The following is a 19,399-nucleotide window of genomic DNA, read 5'->3' as shown; positions in this document are numbered from 1 at the left end:
TCCGCTCCACGATGTCGCGCATCCGCAAGTTCACCAGCTTTTCCTTGCGCGACCTGTTCGCCTCCGCCACGCCCACCGTGCTGGCGATTGCCGCCGTCTGCGTGATCGCCTACCTGATCGTCGATCCCGCGCCGCCGAAGCACGTGGTGCTGGGCACCGGCCAGGACAACAGCGCCTACGACGCCTTCGGCAGGAAGTACCGGGACCAGCTGGCCCGCGAAGGCATCGCCGTCACGCTGCAAGGCTCGCACGGCTCTAGCGACAACCTGGCGCAGCTGAACGAACGCAAGGTGGACATCGCCTTCGTGCAGAGCGGCTCGACGGATGAAGCGGAAGCCGAACGCCGCGGCCTCGTCTCGCTGGGCAGCCTGTTCACCGAACCCGTGTGGCTGTTCCTGCGCGAGAAGCCGGGCACCGCGCCGGTCACGCAACTGACCCAGCTGCGCGGCACGAAGATCAATATCGGCGCGCAGGGCAGCGGGGCGCCGCGGCTGTTCCGCCAGGTGCTGGACGTGAACGGCGTCGCGCCCGGCGAGCTGCAGACGGGCCAGCTCGATAACACGCCCGCGACCGTCGAACTGCTGGAAGGCCGCATCGATGGCCTGGTGTTCGCTGCGGCGCCGGACGATCCGCTGATCCAGATGCTGCTGCAGACGCCCGGCATCTACCTGTTCGATTTCGCCCAGGCCGAAGCGTACACGCGCCGCCTGCCGTTCCTCACGCACGTCACGCTGCCGCGGGGGATCGTCGACCTGGGCCGCGACCTGCCGGCGCGCGACTACCAGCTGATCGCGCCCACGGCCACGCTGGTGGCGCGCGACGACCTGCATCCCGCGCTGATCGAGCTGTTCGTGCAGGCCGCCGGCAAGATCCACGGCGGTGCCGGCTGGTTCCAGCAGCAGGGCCAGTTCCCGTCCGCGAAGTACACGGAGATTCCCGTTGCCGACGAAGCGGCCAAGTACTACAAGGACGGCGCGCCGCTGCTGCAGCGCTACATGAGCTTCTGGCTGGCCAACTTCCTCGATCGCATGTGGGTGCTGCTGCTGGCATTGAGCGCGCTGATCCTGCCGCTGTCGAAGATCGTGCCGCCGCTGTACGTGTGGCGCATCCGTTCGCGCATCTACCGCTGGTACGGCCAGCTGCGCACGGTGGAGCAGGCCGTCGAGACGGTCAAGGATGCGCCACCCGAGCAGCGCGCCGCGGCGTATGCCACGCAGATGGCGCGGCTGAACGACATCGAGAACCTCGTCAACCAGATCTCGATTCCGCTGTCGTTTGCGGAGGACCTGTACGGCCTGCGCGGCCATATCCAGCTGGTGCGGCTGCGCATCCAGGCGCTGCTGGGACAGCCGCACGACGAGTCGCCGGCTGCAACCGTCTGAAAACCGCAACGCAAATCGTGATAGTGCCCCGACAGGTTTGACAGTATGTCATCGCGCCGCCGATGATGGTTCGTCGGCGCTCGCTGCAGCGCCGCGTCCGCCGGATCATATCGCTCACCGAAAGGGAACAGGATGCATCGCCACGCTTTACCGACTGCAGGATTGCTTGCCACCGCCATTGCCTCCCTCTTTGCCGGCCCCGCCGCCGCCCAGTCCACGACCGGCACTTCCACCGAAGACAGCCAGGCCACCGTCGTCGTCACCGGCACGCGCGTGTCGAACCGCACGGTGCTGGACACGTCGGCACCGGTCGATGTCATCTCGGCCGAGATGATCAAGAACACCGGCGTGCCGGAGATCACGCAGGCGCTGTCCGTCGCGCTGCCGTCGCTGAACTTCCCGCGCCCCGGCCTGGCCGACGGCACCGATACCATCCGGCCCGCCACGCTGCGCGGCCTGGCGCCGGACCAGACGCTGGTGCTGGTGAATTCGAAGCGCCGGCACACGTCGTCGCTGGTAAACCTGAACGGCACGATCGGCCGCGGTTCCGCCGCCGTCGACATGAACACGATCCCCACCGGCATCGTCAAGAACATCGAGGTGCTGCGCGACGGCGCGTCGGCCCAATACGGTTCCGATGCGATCGCCGGCGTGGTCAATATCCGCCTGCGCCAGGACCGTACCGGCGGCGAGGCCACCGCCAGCTACGGCGAGCGCATCACGGACTACGATTTCGCCGTCACGCCGCCGCCGGCCAATGCCAACTGGGGCACGCAGGACTCCCGTTCGCGCCACGATGGCGAGACGGCCACCGTCAGCCTGTGGAAGGGCCTGCCGCTGGGCGAGACGGGTTACCTGACGATCGCCGGCGAGTACAAGGACCAGAAGCACACGGAGCGCAGCGGCTACGACACGCGCCAGCAATACCCGCTGGTGAACGGTGCGTATGACCCTCGCGAAGCGACGATCAACCGCTTCAACGCCTGGTACGGCGAGCCCGAACTGAAGCAGTACACGGTGTTCGCCAACGCGGGCGGGGACATCAACGAGAAGGTGAAATGGTACGGCTGGGCGAGCTACCAGCGCCGCGAGGCGGAGTCGGGCGGCTTCTTCCGCCGTGCCCTGCAGGACAACAACACCATCCAGATCTATCCGGACGGCTTCCTGCCCATCATCGCACCCGATGTCGACGATTTCTCGGCGGCTGGCGGCGTCACGTTCACGTCCGGCGGCTGGGACTTCGACAGCTCGCTCAGCTACGGCAAGAACAAGATGGACTTCACCATCAAGAACACGCTGAACCGCTCGCTGGGACCGTCCAGCAAGACCGTGTTCGAGGCGGGCGGCTTCTCGTATGACCAGCTGACGTACAACCTGTCGGCCGTGAAGCAGTTCGAGGTGGGCCTGGCGTCGCCGCTGAACGTGGCGGTGGGCGGCGAAGCGCGCCGCGAAGGCTACAAGCTGGAAGCGGGCGAACCGGACTCCTACCGCAACGGCGGCGTGCGGCTGGCCAGCGGCCTGCCCACCGCTTCCGGCGCGCAGGTGTTCCCCGGCTTCCGCCCGAGCGACACGTCGGACAGCCACCGCACCGCCTACAGCGTGTATGGCGACCTGGAAGCGAACCTGCTGCCGAAGCTGCTGGCATCGTTCGCGGTGCGGGGCGAGCACTATTCGGATTTCGGCAGCAACTGGTCCGGCAAGCTGGCCGGCCGCTATGACTTCACGCCGGCGTTCGGCGTGCGCGGCTCGGTGCAGAACGGCTTCCGTGCGCCGTCGATGCAGCAGCAGTTCTTCACGTCCACGTCCACCAACTTCATCAACGGCGTGCCGTTCGACATCACCACGTTCAAGCCGACCGACGCGGCGGCCGTGGCGCTGGGCGCGAAACCGCTGGACGCGGAGAAGTCCACCAACTTCTCGCTGGGCGCCGTGGCCAAGGTGGGCCGGGGCAGCATCACGGTCGACGGCTTCCACATCGACATCCGCAACCGCATCGTGCTGTCCGAGAACCTCACGCAGACGAACGTGCGCAACTTCCTGGAAGCGAACGGCTTCCCTGGCGTGGGCGGCGGGCGCTTCTTCATCAACGGCGTGGACACGACCACGAAGGGCGTGGACGTGGTGGTGAACTACCCGTGGAACCTGGGCAGTGCCGGCCGTTTCGACCTGACCCTGGCCGGCAACTACACGGACACGGAAGTGACGAAGGTGCCGCAGACGGCCGCGCTGGCAGCGCTGTCGCCGGCCCCGGTGCTGTTCGACCGCGTGAACGTGCTGACGTTCGAGCAGGGCACGCCGAAGACCAAGTACACGGCCAGCGGCACGTGGAACCTGGGCCCGTGGGGCACGACGCTGCGCGCCACGCGCTACGGCAAGGTGCTCACGCCGGGCACGACGGCGGCGCTGGACCACACGATGTCGGCCCGCACGCTGGTGGACCTGGAAGGACGCTTCGCCATCAGCAAGGCGCTGTCGGTGGCGCTGGGCGCGGAGAACCTGTTCGACCAGTACCCGGATCCGTATCCGGCCGCGCTGAACACCACGGGCAATGCGCCGTACACGAACTACTCGCCGTTCGGACGGTCGGGGCGGTATGTGTATGCGCGGCTGACGTACACGCTGTAACCGCGCTCTTCAGCAGGCCAGCCGCGGACGGGTATCGTCCGCGGTTTTTCCTTTCAGGCTCCCACCCAGGGCAGCCCTGCCTTGCACCATCCGCCCACCGTCTTGCGGTGCCCGTCGGCATCCTTGTCTCCCTCGAAGCCCTCCAGGATATCGAAGCTGTTCGGGAAGCCGTTCTCCGTGGCGAGCTTGGCAGCATGCCGCGAGCGCACGCCGGAGCGGCACAGGAACAGCAGCACATCGTCCGGCTGCGCCACCGTGGCAAGCTCGGCGGCGAAGTGGGGGTTCTGCACGCCGCCCGGATAGGTGCTCCACTGCACTGCCGCATGCTGGGCGGCCGGGATGGAAACGCGGCCGATCCAGTCGCGCTCGGCGTTGGTGCGTACATCGATCAGGCGTATGTTCGGTGCCGACAGCAGCAGCGTGTAGGCCTCCTGGGGCGTGACTGCTCCAGCATAGGGCAGACCGGGTGCACGTTCGCGGGCGCGGTCGAGAATCTCGGAGGCGGTAGTCATCTGGCAGTAATTCCTTCTGATCGTCGTGGATCGTGGTCCTTGCGTGTGGCGGCCCCAAAATCTGGCGTGCTACATTGTGGGGCGTGAATCCCTGAATTGGTGCGAATTGGAACAGATGCACCATTGTTGTGCGCACTATGCGATGTGCAATCGTGGTGCGTGACAGCGCATATTTCCGTACGGACGATTTTAGGGTTCATAGACAGCAAGATCAATGGAACTTCCTGCATAAGCTTATCCGCTTCCCATTGGCACGCTTTCTGCTTTATAGTGGTTCGAGTTTCCGCCGCCGCCCCGCGCGCCGGCAGCCTTTTCACTTAGGAGATACGAATGGCAATGACCGCCGAAGAAGTTCTGAAGATGGTAAAAGACAACGAAGTCAAATTCGTTGATTTCCGCTTTGCCGATACCCGCGGCAAGGAACAGCACGTTACCGTGCCGGTGTCGGCATTCGACATCGACAAGTTCGAAAGCGGTCATGCCTTCGACGGTTCCTCCATCGCCGGCTGGAAAGGCATCGAAGCATCCGACATGCTGCTGATCCCGGATCCGAACACCGCGAACATCGACCCGTTCATGGAAGAGACCACGCTGTTCATGCAGTGCGACGTGATCGAACCGTCCGACGGCAAGGGCTACGACCGCGATCCGCGCTCGATCGCCAAGCGCGCCGAAGCCTACCTGAAATCCTCCGGCCTGGGCGACACCGCCTACTTCGGTCCGGAACCGGAATTCTTCATCTTCGACTCCGTGAAGTGGAAGATCGACATGTCCGGCGCCAAGGTGCAGATCGATTCCGACGAAGCGTCGTGGTCGACCGACAAGGACATCGAAGGCGGCAACAGCGGCCACCGTCCGACCGTCAAGGGCGGCTACTTCCCGGTGCCACCGGTCGACTCGTTCCAGGACATGCGTTCGGAAATGTGCCTGATCCTGGAGTCGATGGGCATCCCCGTCGAAGTGCACCACCACGAAGTGGCGGGCGCCGGCCAGAATGAAATCGGCACCAAGTTCTCGACGCTGGTCGAGCGCGCCGACTGGACGCAGAACCTGAAGTACATCGTCTGGAACGTGGCGCACAGCTACGGCAAGACGGCCACCTTCATGCCGAAGCCGGTCGTGGGCGACAACGGCTCTGGCATGCACGTGCACCAGTCGATCTGGAAGGACGGCAAGAACCTGTTCGCCGGCGACGGCTATGCCGGCCTGTCCGACTTCGCGCTGTTCTACATCGGCGGCATCATCAAGCACGCCAAGGCGCTGAACGCGATCACCAACCCGGGCACCAACTCGTACAAGCGCCTGGTGCCTGGCTACGAAGCGCCGGTGAAGCTGGCCTACTCGGCCCGCAACCGTTCCGCCTCGATCCGCATCCCGCACGTGGCGAACCCGAAAGGCCGCCGCATCGAGACGCGCTTCCCGGATCCGCTGGCGAACCCGTACCTGTGCTTCGCCGCGCTGATGATGGCCGGCCTGGACGGCGTGCAGAACAAGATCCACCCGGGCGAAGCAGCGTCGAAGGACCTGTACCACCTGCCGCCGGAAGAAGACGCGCTGATCCCGACCGTCTGCGCCTCGCTGGAAGAAGCGCTGGACCACCTGAACAAGGATCGCGAGTTCCTGACCCGCGGCGGCGTGTTCACCGATTCGATGATCGATGCCTACATCGAGCTGAAGATGACGGAAGTCACGCGCATGCGCATGACCACGCACCCGGTCGAATTCGACATGTACTACTCGCTGTAATGGCGCAGCTGCCGGTGGTTTTATGCCGGTAACGAGGACGCGGGGACGGCTTCTGCCTTCCTCGCGTTTTTTTTCGGATGTTGTATAGTCGGGGCATGATTTCACGTCGCCAGTGTCCAGCCATTTCTCGAACGTTCGCCGTGCTCGCGCTGCTCTTTGCCACCGCGGCGCAGGCGCAGATCTACCGCTGCACGGACGAGAGCGGCCACAAGGAATACACGGACCGCAAGAAGGGCAATCACTGCGTGCTGCTGGACCTGCCGGAAGCGAGCATTCCCGCACCGGCGGCCCGTGCGCCGGCCGCGGCGCCGCGGGCACGGGCGCCGGCGACGGGTGCCGCGGCGGCCGCGCCAGCGGCCTTCCCGCGCGTGAATTCGGCGGAACAGAAGGCCCGCGATGCGGACCGCCGCCAGATCCTCACCGACGAACTGAACGCCGAAAACCAGAAGCTGGCCGAATTGCGCCGCGAGTTCAACAACGGCGAGCCGGAACGCCGTGGCGACGAGCGCAACTACGCCAAGTACCAGGAGCGCACTGCCGGCCTGCGCGAGGCCATCGCCCGTTCGGAAACGAACGTCGATGCGCTCAAGCGCGAACTGTCGAACATCCGGTAGGCGGCCTCCGTCCGCAACATACGCCGCAGTGCCCGTCCGATCTGCCGACGGCACCACGGCGAACCTTGAACCGATCATGAAAATTGTCACCAATATCGCGCGTGCCGCCGCGGCTGCGGCCGGCGCCCTGCCGCGCACGCCCTCGCTGGCCGGCCTCGACCTGCTGGCCTCCGCCGTGGTGATGGTGGATGCCGAAGGCCGCATCGCCTTTGCCAACGCGGCGGCCGAGAACATGCTGGAAAGCTCGCTGAAAGCCCTGTCGCGCCAGCGGCTGTGCGACCTGTTCACCAATCCCGCCGAGCTGGAACACGTGATCGGCCAGGCCCGCACCCACAAGCATTCCGACCTGCGCCAGGACCTCACGCTGGAACGCGTGGCGCGCGAGCCGCTGCACGTGCACACGATCGTCAGCGCGCTGGACGAGCCGGCCGGCGCCGTGCTGCTGGAACTGCGCGAGACGGTGCAGCAGATGAAGCTGGACCGCGAGGAGCGCCTGCTGGACCAGAGCCAGGTGAACAAGGAACTCATCCGCAACCTGGCGCACGAGATCAAGAACCCGCTGGGCGGCATCCGCGGTGCCGCCCAGCTGCTGGAGATGGAGCTGCCGCCGCTGCACCTGCAGAACCTGCGCGAATACACGCAGGTGATCATCAAGGAGGCGGACCGGCTGCAGACGCTGGTCGACCGCCTGCTGGCGCCGCACCGCCGCCCGCACATCGTGGGCGACGTGAACATCCACGAAGTGCTGGAACGGGTGCGCAGCCTGATCATGGCCGAATTCCCCGCCGGCCTGCGCATCGTGCGCGACTACGATGCCTCGCTGCCCGAGTTCCGCGGCGACAAGGAGCAGCTGATCCAGACCGTGCTGAACATCGCCCACAATGCGGCGCAGGCGCTGTCCGGCCAGATCGAGGAGGGCAGCGCGCAGATCACGTTCAAGACGCGCGTGGCCCGCCAGGTCACCCTGGCGAAGGTCCGTTACAACCTGGCATTAGACTTGCATATCATCGACAACGGACCGGGTATCCCGCCCCAGATCCGCGACCGCATCTTCTACCCCCTCGTATCGGGCCGGGATGGCGGCAGCGGCCTGGGACTGACGTTGGCGCAGACCTTCGTGCACCAGCACATGGGCGTCATCGAATGCGAGAGCCGGCCCGGCTACACGGACTTCCGCATCCTGCTGCCTTTGCCATAAGCAGTTGGGCGGGTTGGGGAAGTCCACTGGATCCATATTGCGGGAAATAGAACACATATGAAGCCAATCTGGATTGTCGACGACGACGAATCGATCCGCTGGGTACTGGAAAAAGCATTGGCGCGGGAGAACCTCGCCACCAAGAGTTTTGCGAACGCGCGCGATGCCATCGCCGCGCTCGAATACGAGACGCCACAAGTGCTCGTGTCCGATATCCGCATGCCGGGCGATTCCGGCCTCGACCTGCTGCAACTGGTGAAATCGCGCCTGCCCGGGCTGCCGGTCATCATCATTACCGCCTTCTCCGACCTGGACTCCGCCGTGGCGGCGTTCCAGGGAGGCGCCTTCGAATACCTGGCCAAGCCGTTCGATATCGACAAGGCCGTGGAACTGATCCGCCGCGCGCTGGACGAGAGCCTGCGCGAGGCCAACGTGGAATCGGGGCCGGCCGAGACGCCGGAAATCCTCGGCCAGGCGCCGGCCATGCAGGAGGTGTTCCGCGCCATCGGCCGCCTGTCGCAGTCGAACGTGACGGTGCTGATCACGGGCGAATCCGGTTCGGGGAAAGAGCTCGTGGCGCGCGCGCTGCACAAGCACAGCCCGCGCGCGCAGCAGCCGTTCATCGCGCTGAACACGGCGGCCATCCCGAAGGACCTGCTGGAGTCGGAACTGTTCGGCCACGAGCGCGGCGCCTTCACCGGCGCGCAGACCACGCGCCGCGGCCGCTTCGAGCAGGCCGAGAACGGCACGCTGTTCCTCGACGAGATCGGCGACATGCCGTTCGACCTGCAGACGCGGCTGCTGCGCGTGCTGTCCGACGGCCACTTCTACCGCGTCGGCGGCCACCAGCCGCTGAAGGCGAATGTGCGCGTGATTACGGCGACGCACCAGAACCTGGAACAGCGCGTGCGCGACGGCCTGTTCCGCGAGGACTTGTTCCACCGCCTGAATGTCATCCGCCTGCGCCTGCCCAGTTTGCGGGAGCGCCGCGAGGACATCCCCCTTTTGGTGCGCCACTTCCTGGTGCAGAGTGCCAAGCAGCTCGGCGTGGAAGCAAAGCGCATGAGCGATGCGGCCATCACCTTCCTGCAGGGCCTGGACCTGCCGGGCAATGTGCGCCAGCTGGAAAACCTGTGCAACTGGATCACCGTGATGGCGCCCGGCCAGACGGTGGAAGTGAAGGACCTGCCGCTGGAACTGTCGGCCGGGCAGGGCGCCATGCAGGTGGCGCCGGAGCTGCAGGTCAATGCGCACCATGCGCCGCCTGCGGCGTCCGTCGCTACCACGGCACCGGGCCCGGACGGCTGGCTGTCGCTGCTGGAACTGCAGGCTGCCACGATGCTGGGCGACGGCCAGCAGGACGTGATGGACATCCTCGGCCGCCAGTTCGAATCGGCACTGATCCGCACCGCGCTCAAATACACGCATGGCCGCAAGAACGACGCCGCCGTCCGCCTGGGCATCGGCCGCAACACGATCACCCGCAAAATCGCCGAGCTGGGCATCGACGGCGCCAAGGAAGACTAGCTACAGATCAGCCCGTGTCAACTTTGGGGTCAGTCACGAAAAGCGACACGAACGAGGCCGTAACGGCAGCACGCCGTCTTTTTTACGGTCGAGTACGTGTCAACTTTGGTGACTGACCCCGAAGTTGACACGTACTCGGCAGTAGCGGAATTTCAGGTAAGCTCCCACCTTTCGTGGGAGCTTTTTTATGCTGATTAATTGCGTCGCGTATCAACATGGCCGCAAGCTGGCGGATCTGCCGGTGGCCGATATCAGCGACTATGTTGCGCGCGAGGATACCTTCGTGTGGGTGGCGCTGCGCGATGCAACGCCGGAGGAACTGGCGGAGATGCAGGCGGAGTTCAACCTGCACGAGCTGGCCGTGGAGGATGCGCAGCGCGGCCACCAGCGGCCCAAGATCGAGGAGTACGGCGACTCGCTGTTCGTGGTCGTGAAGACGGTGGAGATGAAGGGCGACGAGCTGGTGCTCGGCGAGATCGATATTTTCGTGGGCCACAACTACGTGCTGTCCTCGCGCCATGATAACTCGCAGGGTTTCATGGGCGTGCGGGCCCGCGCCGAACGGGAACCGCACCTGCTGCAGCATGGTTCCGGCTTCGTGCTGTACGCGCTGATGGATGCCGCCGTCGACCGCTACTTCCCCATCGTCGAGGCGCTCGAATCGGAGCTCGACGAGATCGAGGACCTGATCTTCACCGGTGGCTCGCAGCGCAACAACGTCGAGCGCCTGTACGACCTGAAACGCAAGGTGACGACGCTGCGCCACGCGGTGACGCCGCTGCTGGACACCATCGGCAAGCTGCACGGTGGCCGCGTGCCGTCGATGTGCGTCGACAGCCAGGCCTACTTCCGCGACGTGCACGATCACCTCTCGCGCATCAACGCCACGCTCGATTCCATCCGCGAGACGATCGGCACGGCGATCCAGGTGAACCTGTCGCTGGTGACGCTGGAAGAGAGCGAAGTCAACAAGCGCCTGGCCGCCTGGGCCGCCATCTTCGCCGTGCTGACGGCATTTGCCGGCATCTGGGGCATGAACTTCAAGAACATGCCGGAACTGGACTGGTATTACGGGTACCCGATGGCGCTGGCGCTGATGTTCGGCACGTCGTTCATCCTGTACCGTCGGTTCCGCCGCGCCGGCTGGCTGTAGCGGCACGCCCGGCAACGGCCGGGCTCGTGTCACATGGTGCCAGGCACCGTGACACGAGCTGATCCTTAGCGTGTCATGGTGCCAGGCATACTGCCATGTGTCGCGGGGCCTGACACCCTGCGATGTGTCCCGGGGCCAGGCGTCTGGCCATGTCTGTCCCCGTGCCAGGCCCCGGGACAACGCACCCCGGGCGCACCGGCCGCGTGTGATTAGCGCTTGTCCGCCGCCGCCATCGACAGCGCCACGGCTTCGGCCACCTTGATGCCGTCCACGCCGGCGGACAGGATGCCGCCCGCATAGCCGGCACCTTCGCCGGCCGGGAACAGGCCGCGGGTGTTGAGGCTCTGCAGGTCGTCGTCGCGCCGCTTGATGCGGATCGGCGACGAGGTGCGCGTCTCCAGGCCGGTCAGCACGGCATCGTGGCGGAAGTAGCCGCGCACCTGCTTGTCGAACGCGGGGAAGGCTTCGCGCAGCGCCTCGACGGCGTACTCCGGCAGGATCTGCGCCAGGTCCGTCAGGTGCACGCCCGGTTTGTACGACGGCACCACCTCACCGAATTCGGTCGACGCCTTGCCCGCCACGAAATCGCCCATCAGCTGGCCCGGCGCCGAGTAATCGCTGCCGCCCAGTGCATACGCCGCTTCTTCCAGACGGCGCTGGAATTCGATGCCGGCCAGCGGACCGCCCGGATAATCGTCCGGGCTGATCGACACCACGATCGCGCTGTTGGCATTGCGCTCGGCGCGCGAATACTGGCTCATGCCATTGGTGACGACGCGGCCCGGCTCGGACGCCGCCGCGACCACCGTGCCGCCCGGGCACATGCAGAAGCTGTACACGGCGCGGCCGTTCTTCGCATGGTGCACCAGCTTGTAGTCGGCAGCGCCCAGGATCGGGTGGCCGGCGTTCGGGCCGAAGCGGCAGGTGTCGATCATCGACTGCGGATGCTCGACGCGGAAGCCGATCGAGAACGGCTTCGCTTCGACGAACACGCCGCGCTCGTACAGCGTCTGGAAGGTATCGCGCGCGCTGTGGCCCACGGCCAGCACGACGTGGTTCGTGGCGATGCGCTCGCCCGTCGCCAGCAGCAGGCCGCGCAACTGGCGCACGCCGTCCTTTTCTTCGATCTCGAAATCCGTTACGCGCTGTTCGAAGCGGATCTCGCCGCCCAGCGCCACGATTTCCTCGCGCATCGCTTCGACCATCTTGACGAGGCGGAAGGTACCGATGTGCGGCTTGCTGACATACATGATCTCCGGCGGCGCGCCGGCTTTCACGAACTCCGTCAGCACCTTGCGGCCCAGGTGTTTCGGGTCCTTGATCTGGCTGTACAGCTTGCCATCCGAGAAGGTGCCGGCACCGCCTTCGCCGAACTGCACGTTCGATTCGGGATTCAGCTCGCGCTTGCGCCAGAAGCCGAAGGTGTCCTTGGTTCGCTCGCGCACCGTCTTGCCGCGTTCCAGGATGATGGGTCTCAAGCCCATCTGGGCCAGGATCAGCGCCGAGAACAGGCCGCACGGGCCCATGCCGATGACGACCGGGCGGGGCTGGCGGCCGTCCGCATTGACGTTCTCGGCGACATACTTGTACGCCATGTCCGGAGAGGGCATCAGGTGCACGTCGCGCTTGTTGCGGGCGAGGATGCCGGCATCGTCCGTCGTTTCCACATCCACGGCATAGATCAGCACGATGCTGGCTTTCTTGCGGGCGTCGTAGCTGCGCTTGTGGACCGTGAAGCGCACCAGCGCATCGGCGGCAATGCCCAGCCGCGCGAGGATGGCGGCCGGCAGCGCGGCCTCGTCATGGTCCAGCGGCAGTTTCACTTCGTTCAGTCGCAACATCTCGTTTGGTGTCCTGTGCGCCGCGGCGCGGCAGTCAAAAACCTCCATTTTACCTGTTTCCCGGCCATTTTTCCTCCCGGCGGCGGCGTTCTCCGCCAGGCACGCACACAACCGGCCGATGTGTAAATTGCGGTGAATCCGGGGTATTCGGTTTTAAATAGGGATGGAAAAAGAAACGCGGCCGCCGACGCCAGTTAATTGTCATTCCGCGTTAACGAGCTCGATTCCCCACGCGACCCGGGAATCGAATCGATAAAAACGACCCACGGAGGAAAGATCTATATTTTCAGCTTCCGCCGCGGTTTTCATAAGCGTCGTGTCCCTTGCCATTTTGCTGTCTCTTTTTAGCAACCTTGCAACCCCTGTTGTTGGCAATAATTATTCAGCGAAATGGTCGTTTTGCGATATGAAATTTGACCAATACAGTGCGATATCGACGTTTGCGGCCAGCTTTCATGCGCTTCCCGCTCTTCGCATAGTTGCCGAAACGCATTTCCAAGTACGTTCAACGTTTATTTATAAAACATTTTCGCATTTGACACCGCTAATTGCCGTGTGATGTGATGAATGAATGCCGAGCCGCTGACAAAGCGCGCCGGCAGTCGACGTGTTTTCATACAAATAGTCGGGACAATCAGGCCGGTTCGCCAATTCAAAATGGCGGATCAGGCCTGCTGACAAGTTATAAAATAACTGGGAATCTACATGTTCAAGAAAACTATTCTGGTTCGGGCGTTATCCGCCGCATTCAGCGCGGCCGCCCTGACGGTCGCGGTGGCACCGGCGGCCTTCGCGCAGTCGAACGCGGCCGGTACCATCTTTGGCCGCGTCGAAGCGCCGGCCGGTGCGACGGTGGTACTGAGCAACATCGAGACGGGCTACCGCCGCACGGTCACGCTCGATGCGAGCGGCCGCTACAACGCCACGGCGATGCCGCCGGGCCACTACCAGGTGCAGCTGCTGCGCGATGGTAACGTCGAGAAGACCACCGAGGTGGACGTGCTGGTCGGCCAGGGTGTCGACGCGTCGTTCGCCACCGCTGGCGTGCAATCCGTGCAGGTGACGGGCCGACGCAGCCGCATCGACGTGTCCAACTCGAACAACGGCGCCACGTTCACGGCCCGTGAACTGGCCCGCCTGCCGATTCCGCAGACCGTCGATTCGATCATCCAGCTGGCCCCGAACACCACGCGTGCCGACTCGCGCTATGCGGCCGGCGCCTCGTTCGGCGGCGGCGGCGCCTCCGAAAACGCCTACTACATCAACGGCTTCCCCGTCACCAATCCGCTGACCCAGCTGGGCGCTTCGGAACTGCCGTTCGGCGCGATCGCGCAGGCGCAGATCCTCACCGGCGGCTTTGGCGCGGAGTTCGGCCGTTCCGTCGGCGGCGTCGTCAACGTCACCACCAAGAGCGGCACGAACAACTGGGAGGCCGGCGCGAGCGTGAGCATCGAGCCGAAGTCGCTGCGCGCCAGCTATAAGGACAGCTATTACCCGGCGACGGGCGGCGAGGACAACGGCGGCACGGACAACACGCTGTACAAGCGCAACCAGGACAATAGCCGCACCGAGAAAATCTACGGTGCTTACCTGGGCGGCCCGATCATCAAGGACAAGCTGTTCATGTTCGTCGCCGTGGAAAAGCGGCGCTACGATTCCGAAGGCACGAACTCCACCGCCTCGTCGCTGACGCTGGGTAGCGTTGCTTCCACCAGCAATGCCGTCACCGGCTGGGAAGCCAAGCAGGACGACATCCAGCGCTATCTCGCCAAGGTGGACTGGAACATCACCGATAATCACCGTCTGGAGTTCACCGCAATCGGCGACAAGGCCGATACCGATCGCCAGCTGTACGCGTATGCGTATGAGGACAACGTGGTGCCGGGCCTGGCCCAGTTCCAGCACGGCTCCACGCCGACTGCTTCGCAGCATTACCGCAACAGTTCTTCGTTCAGCCCGGCCGTGGGTGCAAACACGCAGATCCTGCGCTACGTCGGCAACCTGACCGACGACCTGATCGTGTCCGGCCTGATCGGCCGCAGCAAGACGAAGAATACGAACCGCTACGACCAGATCGGTCCTGCATCGTCCGGTCCCCTGTTCCAGGTCAGCGCGCCCGCTGCCGCCCAGGCACCCGGGCTGAACTACAACAGCACGCAGGTGCTGTCGGGCCGCGTCAGCGCTGACGATTCGGACAGCACGATCGATTCGAAACGCCTGGATCTCGAATACAAGCTCGGCAACCACACGCTGCGTGCCGGTCTTGACGACAACAAGCTGAAATCGGGCGATGCCGGCGAAATCCTCGGCGGCGGCGGCCAGTGGGTGTACAGCTACGCGCGCAATCCGCTCACGCCGATCGACGTCGGCGGTGGCTACAACATCGTGCCGGGCACCGGTGGCGGCCTGGGCGCACAAGGCTACTACGTCAGCAACCGCATCTTCGACTCGCGCACCTCGGCCGGTTCCGACCAGAGCGCGCAGTACATCGAAGACCAGTGGCAGATCACGAAGGACGTGAAGGTCACGCTGGGCCTGCGCAACGAGGCGTTCAAGAACAAGAACGGCGACGGCGAGACCTTCCTGGAAGTGAAGGACTTCCTGCAGCCGCGCCTGGCCGGCGTATGGGACGTGAACGGCGACGCCAGCTTTAAGGTGTTCGGCAGCGCCGGCCGCTACGCCCTGCAGATCCCGACCCACCTGGCCGTGCGTGGCGCCAGCCGCTCGCTAAACACCCGCCAGTACTTCACGTACACGGGCACCGATGCCAACGGTCTGCCGCTGGGCCTGCAACCGCTGACCGGCGTGTTCTCGACCAATAACGAGATCGGCCAGGCCAAGGATCCGAAGACGCTGACCGCTCTCGACATCGACCCGACGTACCAGGACGAGATCACGCTGGGCTTTGAAAAGGCGCTGACGCCGCAGCTGAACGTGGGCGCGAAAGCCACCTACCGCGACCTGAAGGCCACGATTGACGACTTCTGCGACGGTTCCGTGATCTACGCCTGGGCCGAGCGCAACAACGTCGACGCCAGCAACTATGGCGGCTTCAACTGCTCTTCGATCAACCCGGGCAAGGATGCCACGCTGCTGGTGGACTTCGCCGGCAACCAGCAATACACCACGGTGCACCTGACGAAGGCCGATCTGGGCTTTGACGATGCCAAGCGGACCTACACGGCCGTCGACCTGTTCGCCGAACATCCGTTCACGAACGGCTGGTATGGCCGTATCAACTACACGTGGTCGCGTTCGCGCGGCAACACGGAAGGCCAGACCCGTTCGGACAACGCGCAGACGGACGTTGCTGCGACCTCGACCTGGGACAACGCGCCGCTGATGATCGGCGCCGAAGGCCTGCTGCCGAACGACCGCAAGCACCAGATCAAGGCGTATGGCTTCTACGAGCTGACCCCGGAATGGACGCTGGGCGGCAATGCGCTGATCGCCTCGGGCCGTCCACGCAGCTGCTTCGGCAACCGCTTCGATATTCCTGACGGTGTCGACAACTACGGTTCCGTGTACTTCTACTGCGGCAAGGAAACCCCGCGCGGTACGCTGGGCCGCCTGCCATGGGACAAGCGCCTGGATGCCAACGTGGTGTACCGCCCGCAGTTTGCGAAAGGCCTGGCGCTGAAGGTGGACGTATTCAACGTCTTCAACAAGCAGACGGCACAGACGATCGACGAAACGTACAACCTGGAAGGCGAGGCCATCAGCGCTACGTACGGCCGCGTGGTGAGCTACACGGCGCCCCGTGCCGTGCGCCTGACTGCCGAGTACAACTACCGCTTCTGATCTTGTAGCCGTTGTAACCATCGGGGACAGGCACCTGTTCGTTGAACAGGTGCCTGTCCCCGGTTCGTTTACCTCACATCCCGCCCCACTGCGCCGCCAGCACCGCCACCACCGCCAGCGCCGCCGTCTCGGTGCGCAAAATCCGCGGCCCCATCGACACGGCCACCGCACCAGCCCGCCGCGCTTCGTCCTCTTCCTCCTCCGTCAGCCCGCCTTCCGGGCCGATCAGCAGCGTTACGGGATGCGCAGCGTTGTCACGCGCCCAGACCGCCAGCGAAGCCTCGGCCCGCGGCGACAGCAGCAGCCGCGTGCCTTCGGCAGGCGCGGCCAGCCAGTCGCGCAGATTCATCGGTTCGGCTATTGCTGTTAACTGATTGCGCCCGCTCTGTTCCGCCGCCGCGACCGCCACGCCGCGCCAATGTTCCAGCTTCTTCTCGGCGCGCTCGGCAGAGAGCCGCACCACGCAGCGTCGCGCGGCGATCGGCTGCACGGCCGCCACGCCCAGCTCGACGGCCTTCTCGATGATCCAGTCCATCTTGGTGCCTTCCGGCAGGGCCTGGGCCAGCGTGACGGGGAAGGGCAGTTCCGCTTCGCGGGCATCGAAGGTGCGCACCTCGGCCGTTGCGCGCTTCTTGCCCACTTCCGTCAGCACCGCCTCGTATTGGCCGCCGTCGCCATTGAACAGCGTCAGCAGGTCGCCCGGCGCGAGGCGCACGACGTGGATGTGGTGGGCGACTTCGGGGGGCAGGTCGACCAGCTGGCCGATGGCCAGTGGCATGGAAAGATGAAAGCGCGGCATGTCTGGAGGAAACGGTTTGAAAAATGCACTGATTTTAAGCTGCGGCCATGTGCTCTGGTAAAATAACGGGCTACGCAGCCAAGGCGGCTTCATCAAGGCGACATCCGGCATACCAGCGCAGCACTGTGAGCCTTCCGCGCCGAAGCGGCTTCGAGCCCCAGGATTCCAAACCTCCCGCATCAAAACTTATGAACGCTAAGCTCCCCCACACCCAGATGGCCAACGCGATCCGCGCGCTGGCGATGGACGCCGTCCAGAAAGCCAATTCCGGTCACCCGGGCATGCCGATGGGCATGGCCGAGATCGCCGTAGCGCTGTGGAGCGGCCACCACCGTCACAGCCCGGCCAATCCGAAGTGGGTCAACCGCGACCGCTTCCTGCTGTCGAACGGCCACGGCTCGATGCTGCATTACGCGCTGCTGCACCTGTCCGGCTACGACGTGTCGATGAGCGACATCCAGAGCTTCCGCCAGCTGCACTCGAAGACGCCGGGCCACCCGGAAGTGGACATCACGCCGGGCGTGGAGACCACCACCGGTCCGCTGGGCCAGGGCCTGGCCAACGCGGTCGGCATGGCGCTGGCCGAATGGCTGCTGGCGAACGAATTCAACAAGCCGGGCCACGACGTCGTCGACCACTACACCTACGCGTTCCTGGGCGACGGCTGCCTGATGGAAGGCATCTCGCACGAAGTGTGTTCGCTGGCCGGTACGCTGGGCCTGAAAAAACTGATCGGCCTGTACGACGACAACGGCATCTCCATCGACGGTAAAGTCGAAGGCTGGTTCACCGACGACACGCCGAAGCGCTTCGAGTCCTACGGCTGGAACGTGATCCGCGATGTGGACGGTCACGATGTCGCCGCGGTCGATGCGGCGATTGCCGCCGCCAAGCAGGCCGACAAGCCGACGCTGATCTGCTGCAAGACGGTCATCGGCAAGGGTTCGCCGAACCTGCAGGGCGGCGACAAGGTGCACGGCGCCGCGCTGGGCGACAAGGAAATCGCCGCCGTGCGCGAATACATCAGCTGGAGCCACGAGCCGTTCCTGGTGCCGGACGAGGTCAACACGGCCTGGCACTTCAAGGACCAGGGTTCGGCGCACGAAGCCGAATGGAACAGCAAGTTCGACGCTTACACCGCCGCCTTTCCGAAGGAAGCGGCCGAACTGACGCGCCGCATGAACGGCGACCTGCCGGCCAACTTCGACGAAACGCTGGCTGCCGCCATCGCCGCGACCGTCGAAAAGAAGGAAACCATCGCCACCCGCAAGGCCTCGCAGAACGCGATCCAGGCGCTGGCACCGATCCTGCCGGAATTCCTGGGCGGCTCGGCCGATCTCACCAGCTCGAACCTGACCAACTGGAAAGAGTCGAGCAATGTCCGCTCCGGCAAGCCGGGCAACCATATCAACTACGGCGTGCGCGAGTTCGGCATGAGCGCCATCATGAACGGCATCGCGCTGCATGGCGGCTTCATCCCGTTCGGCGCCACGTTCCTGACGTTCTCGGACTACAGCCGCAACGCGCTGCGCATGGCCGCACTGATGAAGCAGCGTTCGATCTTCGTGTTCACGCACGATTCGATCGGCCTGGGCGAAGACGGCCCGACGCACCAGTCAGTGGAACACATCTCGTCGCTGCGCCTGATCCCGGGCCTGGACAACTGGCGTCCGGCCGACACGGTCGAATCGATCGTCGCCTGGGGCGCCGCGGTGAAACGCAAGAACGGCCCGAGCACGCTGATCTTCTCGCGCCAGAACCTGCCTTACCAGGAGCGCAGCGAGCAGACGGTCGCCGACATCGCCAAGGGCGGCTACATCCTGTCCGACGAGGCGGATGCCAAGGTCGTGCTGATCGCCACCGGTTCGGAAGTGGAACTGGCGCAGAATTCGGCCGCCGCGCTGCGCGCCGAAGGCATCGCCGTGCGCGTGGTGTCGATGCCGTCGACCGACGTGTTCGACCGCCAGGACGCGGCCTACAAGGCGGCCGTGCTGGGCAAGGGCATCCCGCGCGTGGCCATCGAGGCCGGCGTGACCGATTTCTGGTACAAGTACGTGGGCCTGGAAGGCGCCGTGGTCGGCATCGACACGTTCGGCGAGTCCGCACCGGCGCCCGTGCTGTTCAAGCACTTCGGCTTCACGGTGGAAAATGTCGTCGCCAAGGCGAAGTCGGTGATGGCTGCATAAACAGCTTTAGGACGG

12 protein-coding genes are annotated in these 19,399 nt (G+C 64.8%); 9 read left to right on the top strand and 3 right to left on the bottom strand.

All coding sequences use genetic code 11. The features are described 5' to 3' along the window. The first annotated feature begins 11 nt into the window (after positions 1 to 11). Both IP91_RS14655 and IP91_RS14650 read left to right on the top strand, forming a co-directional pair. Complete coding sequence (locus tag IP91_RS14655; protein ID WP_145649857.1) at positions 12 to 1,382, top strand: TAXI family TRAP transporter solute-binding subunit; 1,371 nt, start codon at positions 12 to 14, stop codon at positions 1,380 to 1,382. A 162-nt stretch (positions 1,383 to 1,544) separates the two neighbouring features. Next, a complete protein-coding gene (locus IP91_RS14650) occupies positions 1,545 to 4,007 on the top strand; it encodes a TonB-dependent receptor plug domain-containing protein (RefSeq protein ID WP_229474437.1) in 2,463 nt (820 codons plus the stop codon). A 53-nt stretch (positions 4,008 to 4,060) separates the two neighbouring features. On the opposite strand, the gene IP91_RS14645 is transcribed toward IP91_RS14650, so the two are convergent. Continuing rightward, on the bottom strand, positions 4,061 to 4,519 hold the full coding sequence (locus IP91_RS14645) for a rhodanese-like domain-containing protein (RefSeq protein WP_145649786.1): 459 nt from the start codon (positions 4,517 to 4,519) through the stop codon (positions 4,061 to 4,063). A 330-nt stretch (positions 4,520 to 4,849) separates the two neighbouring features. Here IP91_RS14645 and glnA point away from each other — a divergent pair, with 330 nt between their 5' ends. From glnA to corA, 5 genes are all read left to right on the top strand, one after another. Next, entirely contained in the window at positions 4,850 to 6,265 is a 1,416-nt protein-coding gene (glnA, locus tag IP91_RS14640) for a type I glutamate--ammonia ligase (RefSeq protein ID WP_145649785.1), read from the top strand. Between the two features lie 140 nt (positions 6,266 to 6,405). Next, positions 6,406 to 6,879 (top strand): DUF4124 domain-containing protein, encoded by a 474-nt coding sequence (locus tag IP91_RS14635; RefSeq protein ID WP_229474435.1) that lies wholly within the window; start codon positions 6,406 to 6,408, stop codon positions 6,877 to 6,879. A 76-nt stretch (positions 6,880 to 6,955) separates the two neighbouring features. Continuing rightward, complete coding sequence (glnL, locus tag IP91_RS14630) at positions 6,956 to 8,077, top strand: nitrogen regulation protein NR(II) (RefSeq protein WP_145649783.1); 1,122 nt, start codon at positions 6,956 to 6,958, stop codon at positions 8,075 to 8,077. Positions 8,078 to 8,134: 57 nt separating this feature from the next. After that, entirely contained in the window at positions 8,135 to 9,604 is a 1,470-nt protein-coding gene (gene ntrC, locus IP91_RS14625; RefSeq protein WP_145649782.1) for a nitrogen regulation protein NR(I), read from the top strand. A gap of 187 nt (positions 9,605 to 9,791) precedes the next feature. Further along, on the top strand, positions 9,792 to 10,757 hold the full coding sequence (gene corA / locus IP91_RS14620) for a magnesium/cobalt transporter CorA (RefSeq protein ID WP_145649781.1): 966 nt from the start codon (positions 9,792 to 9,794) through the stop codon (positions 10,755 to 10,757). Positions 10,758 to 10,966: 209 nt separating this feature from the next. Here the strand turns inward: corA and IP91_RS14615 are convergent, their stop codons facing one another. Further along, positions 10,967 to 12,598 carry an NAD(P)/FAD-dependent oxidoreductase gene (locus tag IP91_RS14615; RefSeq protein ID WP_145649780.1) on the bottom strand — a complete coding sequence of 544 codons (1,632 nt, stop codon included), beginning with the start codon at positions 12,596 to 12,598 and terminating at the stop codon, positions 10,967 to 10,969. 705 nt (positions 12,599 to 13,303) lie between these two features. Between IP91_RS14615 and IP91_RS14610 the strand changes: the two genes are divergently transcribed. Further along, on the top strand, positions 13,304 to 16,399 hold the full coding sequence (locus tag IP91_RS14610; protein ID WP_145649779.1) for a TonB-dependent receptor: 3,096 nt from the start codon (positions 13,304 to 13,306) through the stop codon (positions 16,397 to 16,399). A 73-nt stretch (positions 16,400 to 16,472) separates the two neighbouring features. On the opposite strand, the gene IP91_RS14605 is transcribed toward IP91_RS14610, so the two are convergent. Next, the gene (locus IP91_RS14605) at positions 16,473 to 17,198 is read right to left on the bottom strand and encodes a 16S rRNA (uracil(1498)-N(3))-methyltransferase (protein ID WP_145649778.1); all 726 of its coding nucleotides are present in this window, start codon (positions 17,196 to 17,198) and stop codon (positions 16,473 to 16,475) included. A 188-nt stretch (positions 17,199 to 17,386) separates the two neighbouring features. Between IP91_RS14605 and tkt the strand changes: the two genes are divergently transcribed. Further along, on the top strand, positions 17,387 to 19,384 hold the full coding sequence (gene tkt / locus IP91_RS14600) for a transketolase (RefSeq protein ID WP_229474433.1): 1,998 nt from the start codon (positions 17,387 to 17,389) through the stop codon (positions 19,382 to 19,384). Positions 19,385 to 19,399 lie beyond the last annotated feature (15 nt).

This window comes from Pseudoduganella lurida (genome assembly GCF_007830455.1).
Classification (GTDB): Bacteria; Pseudomonadota; Gammaproteobacteria; order Burkholderiales; family Burkholderiaceae_D; genus Rugamonas; species Rugamonas lurida.
This window is presented reverse-complemented; position numbering and strand designations above follow the sequence as displayed.